This is a genomic window from Trinickia sp. (assembly GCF_051961175.1).
Classification (GTDB): Bacteria; Pseudomonadota; Gammaproteobacteria; order Burkholderiales; family Burkholderiaceae; genus Trinickia.
On sequence record NZ_JBQCDN010000251.1, the window covers coordinates 1 to 5,927 of the forward strand.

General features: G+C 62.5%; 4 protein-coding genes. All 4 read left to right on the forward strand.

Translation table 11 applies throughout. The annotated features are described in order from the left end of the window. The first annotated feature begins 277 nt into the window (after positions 1-277). The 4 genes from ACTHL0_RS15295 to msrQ all read left to right on the forward strand — a co-directional run bounded on the left by ACTHL0_RS15295 (position 278) and on the right by msrQ (position 5,667). The gene (locus ACTHL0_RS15295; RefSeq protein WP_440567657.1) at positions 278-2,518 is read left to right on the forward strand and encodes a cytochrome c biogenesis protein ResB; all 2,241 of its coding nucleotides are present in this window, start codon (positions 278-280) and stop codon (positions 2,516-2,518) included. Between the two features lie 14 nt (positions 2,519-2,532). Further along, on the forward strand, positions 2,533-3,702 hold the full coding sequence (gene ccsB, locus ACTHL0_RS15300) for a c-type cytochrome biogenesis protein CcsB (RefSeq protein WP_440567658.1): 1,170 nt from the start codon (positions 2,533-2,535) through the stop codon (positions 3,700-3,702). A gap of 214 nt (positions 3,703-3,916) precedes the next feature. Beyond that, positions 3,917-4,921, forward strand: a complete 1,005-nt coding sequence (gene msrP, locus ACTHL0_RS15305; protein ID WP_440567659.1) for a protein-methionine-sulfoxide reductase catalytic subunit MsrP — start codon at positions 3,917-3,919, stop codon at positions 4,919-4,921. Between the two features lie 17 nt (positions 4,922-4,938). Next, positions 4,939-5,667 (forward strand): protein-methionine-sulfoxide reductase heme-binding subunit MsrQ, encoded by a 729-nt coding sequence (gene msrQ, locus ACTHL0_RS15310; RefSeq protein ID WP_440567660.1) that lies wholly within the window; start codon positions 4,939-4,941, stop codon positions 5,665-5,667. The last annotated feature ends 260 nt before the right edge of the window (positions 5,668-5,927 follow it).

The following is a 5,927-nucleotide window of genomic DNA, read 5'->3' on the forward strand; positions in this document are numbered from 1 at the left end:
GCCTCGCGGCTCTCGGATAGCGAGATCAAGGCAGTGGCCGATTACATCGCCGGCCTGCACTGACCGCCTCCGGGATCGAACGATAAGCCGGGCGAAGCCCGGCGAGAACAAGAAAGGGTGGGAGCGCCACCGCCTTCGGCGGCTGGCCCTCACCCTTTTTTGCTGTATTGCTGTGTATGGACCGGAGTCGTTGCTCCCGTTCGTCGCGGCGACACGTGCCGAGGCACGCGCCGCCGCCGGCGGCCAACGCGATGCGCCCCGGTCGACAGGAGTTTGAATGAGCGTCACCACTTCGGGTTATGAGTTGAAGTCGGACCGTCGGGTCCTCAAGCACACGATCGAACTGCTCAGTTCGATGCGCTTCGCGATCGCACTGCTCGTCGTGCTGTCTATCGCCAGCATCGTGGGGACAGTCCTCACGCAAGACGACCCTTACCCCAACTACGTCAATCAATTCGGCCCGTTCTGGGCCGACATCTTCCGCGCGGCGGGCCTGTTCACGGTCTACAGCGCGTGGTGGTTCATGCTCATCCTCGGTTTCCTGATCGTATCCATCTCGCTGTGCGTGATTCGCAACGGCCCGAAGATGATCGCCGACATGAAGAGCTGGAAGGACAAGGTACGCGAGGGCAGCTTGCGCGCGTTCCACCACAAGGCCGAATATCAGGCCGGCGGTGCACGCGCGGAAACGGCGCAGCGGCTGTCCGCGCTCGCGGGCAAGCTCGGCTACCGTTACGTGGTGCGCGAAACGGAAGGCGCCACGCTCGTTGCGGCGAAACGCGGCGCGCTGTCCAAGATCGGGTACATCTTCGCCCACCTGGCCATCGTGGTCATTTGCATCGGCGGCTTGATGGACAGCAACCTGCCGATCAAATTTCAGATGTGGCTGTTCGGCAAATCGCCGATCTCGACCAGCGCGGTCATCAACGATATCTCGCCGGAGCATCGGCTATCGCCGTCCAATCCGACATTCCGCGGCTATGCGTGGGTGCCGGAAGGGCAACATGTCTCGACGGCCATTCTGAATCAGCCGAAGGGGTCGTTGATCCAGGACTTGCCGTTCTCGATCGAGCTGAAGAAATTCATCGTCGACTACTACTCGACGGGGATGCCGAAACTGTTCGCAAGCGATATCGTCGTCATCGATCACCGCACCGGGCAGCGCATCCCGGCGCGCGTCGAAGTGAACAAGCCGTTCGAGTATGACGGCGTGTCGATCTATCAATCGAGCTTCCAGGACGGCGGCTCGCAGATGTCGATGACGGCTTGGCCGATGACGGGCGATACGACGAAGACGATGCCTGTCAGCGGCACGATCGGCAGCTCCGCACCGCTGGCGGCCTCGATGCCCGGCGTGGACGGGCAAACCGTCGAATTCGCGGATTTCCGGGCGATCAACGTCGAAAACATCACGAACGGCAGCGGGCAGACAGATGCGCGCGGCGTTGTCGTTCGTCATTCCGTCGAACAGATGCTCGATGCGCGGCTCGGTTCCGGCGCGAAATCGTCGAAACAGGTGGATTTGCAAAACGTCGGCCCATCGGTCCAGTACAAGATTCGCGGCACCGACGGCCAAGCGCGCGAATTCAACAATTACATGTTGCCCGTCCAAGTCGAGGGTACGCGCTTCTTCCTCGCCGGCATGCGGACGACGCCGAACGATCCGTTCCGCTATTTGCGCATTCCCGCCGACGATCAAGGCAGCCTGAAGGAGTGGATGCAACTACGCGCGGCGTTGGCAAACCCGCAATTGCGTGCTCAGGCGGCCCATCGTTTCGCGCAGCGTTCGGTTCCCGATTCGAATCAAGCGTTGCGCGGGCACCTCGAAGAGAGCGCGGCGCGTGTCCTGTCTCTCTTCTCGGGCGCCGACGACACCCTTGGCAAACCCGCGCCGGGTACGGCGCCTGGGGGCTTTCAGGCGATCGCGACGTTCATCGATCATTCCGTTCCGAAGGCCGATCAGCAGAAGGCGGCATCGCTGCTGCTGCGGATGCTCGAGGGTTCGACGTGGGACTTGTGGCAGTTCGCACGCGAGCAAGCCGGCGAGCCCGACGCACAGCCCACGGCCAGCGCGAGCCGCTTCGTGCAGGAGTCGATCAATGCGTTATCCGACAGCTTCTTGTATGGATCGCCCGTCTTTCTGCAGCTTGATTCGTTCAAGCAGGTGCAGGCGTCGGTGTTCCAGCTGACGCGGGCACCGGGCACGAAAGTGGTGTATCTTGGCAGCTTGCTGCTCGTGGCCGGCATCTTCTCGATGTTCTACGTGCGCGAGCGGCGGCTTTGGTTCTGGCTCAAGGATGCAGCAGCCGGGACCGGGACGACCGTCGTCATGGCGATGTCGACAGCGCGCAAAACGCTCGATTTCGAGAAAGAATTCGTGACGGTGCGCGACGCCGTCGGCGCCACCCTCGGTGCGGCGGCGCACGATGCACCGCCCTCGTCCCATGGCGCGCACGCAAGCGCCCAATCCCCGGTGTTTGACGCGGCGATCGAATCGTCCCCCGGCTCGCACGACTGACCTTCGTACTCATCATGGACCTGACACACGTTTCCCGTTCCAGCTCGGCTCCCGGCGCCTTGGACGAGCGATCGTTCCTGCGCCGCCTGGGGCCGTTCGACTGGCTGTTCGCATTGGCTTTGGTGGGCGGCGCCGGCTTCGCGCTGTCGCGCTACCACGCGTACATGAACTACTACGACAATCTCGTGCTGGTCTGCACCGTGCCCGCGCTCGCCGTGCTCGGCTGGCGGTGGAAGCCGGTTCGGCTGCTCGCCGTCGGCATCGCGGTCATGTCGCTGCTGTCGTTGCAGATCTATCACGGCGATCTCTCGCGTGCCGATTCGGCTTTCTTCCTGAAGTACTTCCTATCGAGCCAGTCCGCGATTCTCTGGATGAGCGCACTGTTCGTCCTGGCCACGCTGTTCTACTGGATCGGCCTGTTGTCGCGCTCGCCGTCAGGTGCCGCCATCGGTTCTTCGCTCACGTGGTTCGCTGTCTTGATGGGCTTCACGGGCATGATGGTGCGCTGGTACGAGTCGTACCTGATCGGCGCCGATGTCGGGCATATTCCCATCTCGAACCTGTATGAAGTGTTCGTGCTGTTCTGCCTCATCACCGCGCTGTTCTACCTCTATTACGAGCAGCACTACGCCACGCGTTCGCTTGGCGCGTTCGTTCTGCTCATCATCAGCGCAGCCGTCGGTTTCCTGATGTGGTATTCGGTCTCGCGCGATGCGCAGCAGATTCAGCCGCTCGTGCCCGCGCTGCAGAGCTGGTGGATGAAGATCCACGTACCGGCAAACTTCATCGGCTACGGTTCGTTTGCGCTGTCCGCCATGGTCGGTGTGGCCTACTTGCTCAGCGAGCGCGGCATCCTGAGCGATCGGCTGCCGTCCCTCGTCGTGCTCGACGATGTCATGTACAAGTCGATCGCCGTCGGCTTCGCGTTTTTCACGGTGGCGACGATTCTGGGTGCGCTGTGGGCCGCGCAGGCCTGGGGCGGTTATTGGAGCTGGGATCCGAAGGAAACGTGGGCGCTGATCGTCTGGCTTAACTACGCCGCGTGGCTGCATATGCGTCTGATGAAAGGCTTGCGTGGGGCGGCCGCCGCCTGGTGGGCGCTCACGGGTTTGCTGGTGACGACGTTCGCCTTCCTCGGGGTCAACATGTTCTTGTCTGGGCTGCATAGCTACGGCAAGCTGTAATCGGCTGCGCCTAGCGTCGATTTCGATCGCGCCCCGTCACGAAGAAACCGCCGCTTGGTCGCCCTGCGGCGGTTTTTCTTTTGGAAAACGCGCGCCACGGCGCAATCCGATGCATCCAAACGGCGCCGGCGGCGGTATATACCGCGAGCGGGTCTGAAATGGCGCTCGACGAGCGAGTGAGCAAGCGATCCGATTTTTCTTCAGGAGCAGCATCGTGTGGATCAAGCGAGAGCAGCGAATGTTATTGACCGGCGAAGACATCGCCGCCAGCGAAATCACGCCGCGCGCCGTGTTCGAAAACCGGCGGCGCGTGCTGCAGGCGGCGGGGGCAGCCGGGTTAGCGGCGGCCGGCGGTGCACTCGGGTTCAGCCGCGCCGCGTTCGGCGCTTTTGCGTCGCCAGACGCGAAAGCGCAAAAGCTGGCGGCTGTGACCAACGGGAAGTTCGTGGTGCCGGAAAAAGTCACGCCTTATCAGGACATCACCACCTACAACAACTTCTACGAGTTCGGCACCGGCAAGAACGACCCATCGCAGAACGCCGGCACGTTGCGGCCGCATCCGTGGCGCGTCAGCGTCGAAGGTGAGATCAAGCACCCGAAGGTCTATGACATCGACGAATTGCTGAAGCTCGCGCCGCTTGAAGAGCGCGTGTATCGGCATCGGTGTGTCGAGGGCTGGTCCATGGTGATTCCTTGGATCGGCTACCCCCTGGCCGAGCTGATCAAGCGCGCGGAACCGACGGGCAATGCAAAGTTCGTTCAGTTCATTACGCTGGCCGATCCTTCGCAAATGCCGGGAATCGCCGATCCGATCCTCAATTGGCCGTACTCGGAAGGGTTGCGGATGGACGAAGCGATGAACCCGCTCACGCTGCTGACGGTTGGCGTCTATGGGCAGGTGCTGCCCAATCAGAACGGGGCGCCGATTCGCGTCGTCCTGCCGTGGAAATATGGGTTCAAGAGCGCGAAATCGCTCGTCAAGATCCGCTTCGTCGACAAGCAGCCGCCAACGAGCTGGAATGCCTATGCGCCGAACGAATACGGGTTCTATTCGAACGTCAATCCAACCGTCGACCATCCGCGTTGGAGCCAGGCGACCGAGCGGAGGATCGGCGAGGACGGATTCTTCCAGCCGAAGCGCAAGACGTTGATGTTCAACGGGTACGGCAGTCTCGTCGCTTCGATGTATCAGGGCATGGACCTGCGCAAATACTTTTGAGTCGAAAGGATCGCTTCATGTCTCTCGATACCCAAACGCTGACGAGCGGCGAGGCCCGCAACGGCCGCGTGCAGTCCGCACGGACTGCTCAGCCCGCGCGTGTCGCTCATGCTGCGAGCCGGCGAGGCAGCGGTGCCGAGCGTTGGATTGCACCGGCCAAGATCGGTGTGTTCGTTGCGGCCTGGTATCCGCTCGCCCGTCTCGTCCTGTTCGGTTTGACCGATCGCCTCGGCGCGAACCCGATCGAGTTCATCACTCGCTCGACGGGGCTTTGGACCCTTGTGTTCTTGTGCATCACGCTGGCGGTCACCCCGCTGCGACGGATGACCGGTATCAATGCGGTGCTGCGGTTTCGGCGGATGTTGGGGCTGTATGCCTTCTTCTACGGGGTGCTGCACTTCACCACTTACCTATGGTTCGACAAGTGGTTCGATGTGGCGGAGATTCTGAAGGACATCGGCAAGCGTCCGTTCATTACGGTTGGATTCGCGGCGTTCGTTTTACTGATTCCGCTCGCCGCCACTTCCCCGCGCGCGGCCGCGCGCAAGCTGGGCCGGCGTTGGCAGACGCTGCATCGTGCGATCTATGCGATCGCCGCGCTGGCGATCCTGCACTTCTGGTGGATGAAGGCCGGCAAGCACGATCTCGTTTTGCCGAAGCTCTACGGCGCGATCGTCGTTGCGCTGCTGGGCTGGCGGCTATTCGTTTGGGGGCGGGCGAAGCTCAGTACGCGCAGGCGCGTGTGATGTTGCGGGCTGCCGCCGGTGCCCGTGGCCGGGCTGTGGCCGTGGTGGGGCGATGGCTTTGCGCCGTCATCGACTTGCATTGAGCGCACGTTCAGCGAAGCGGGGCGGTGTGGCATGCACCGCCCCTTGATGCCGCCTTCGCGGGTTTACGCCGGCAGGATCGATTCGCCGGCGAAGAGTGCCGGCACGGTTTCGCGCGCGCGAACGACAAAGATGTAGGTGCCGTCCACCAGGAGTTAGGCCGCGCGCGGGCGCGAGTT

Bases quoted from the DNA above. Each gene is read 5' to 3' on its own strand.
- ACTHL0_RS15295 (WP_440567657.1), top strand. From the start codon at position 278: ATGAGCGTCACCACTTCGGGTTATGAGTTGAAGTCGGACCGTCGGGTC.
- ccsB (WP_440567658.1), top strand. From the start codon at position 2,533: ATGGACCTGACACACGTTTCCCGTTCCAGCTCGGCTCCCGGCGCCTTG.
- msrQ (WP_440567660.1), top strand. From the start codon at position 4,939: ATGTCTCTCGATACCCAAACGCTGACGAGCGGCGAGGCCCGCAACGGC.